Origin of the sequence: Streptomyces adelaidensis (assembly GCF_016598475.1) — a bacterium.
Classification (GTDB): Bacteria; Actinomycetota; Actinomycetes; order Streptomycetales; family Streptomycetaceae; genus Streptomyces; species Streptomyces adelaidensis.
The window spans coordinates 1-386 of record NZ_JAEMUX010000319.1; the positions used below are offsets into that span (position 1 = coordinate 1).

Here is a 386-nt window from a genome sequence, read left to right on the forward strand (position 1 = left end):
TGCCTGCACGACCAGGTCCACATCGGGCAACACGCTCTCGTACGTCGCCGAGTCGCCGTCGATCACCGGCTTCGGCAGGTCTCCGCCCGGCCAGGACAGAGCGAGTTCGCGCCCGGCGACACGTATCCGAGCGAACGGCCCTTCGCCACCGGCGGAGAAGGTGACATCGACCGTGGTGGCCTTCGGCCCCCAGGCGCCGTCGGCGCGCCGGACGAGAGACTCGTCGATGTCCGCCCACCTCCCGCCCTGCCAGGTGCGCACCGGCTCGGCGAACTCCTGGGCAGTGAAAGTGCCGTCGCTGTTCGCCACGACGGTGCGACGCTCCTGCCGGAGACCCGTCACCTCGACACTCTGCCCCGACTTCTGGGCGGCTGCCCGCGCCTCCG

1 pseudogene is annotated in these 386 nt (G+C 71.2%); it reads right to left on the minus strand.

Annotated features, from left to right (window positions below):
• A pseudogene (locus I8N67_RS42045) lies at nucleotides 1-309 on the minus strand (VCBS repeat-containing protein); the annotation flags it as partial.
• Nucleotides 310-386: the final 77 nt, after the last annotated feature.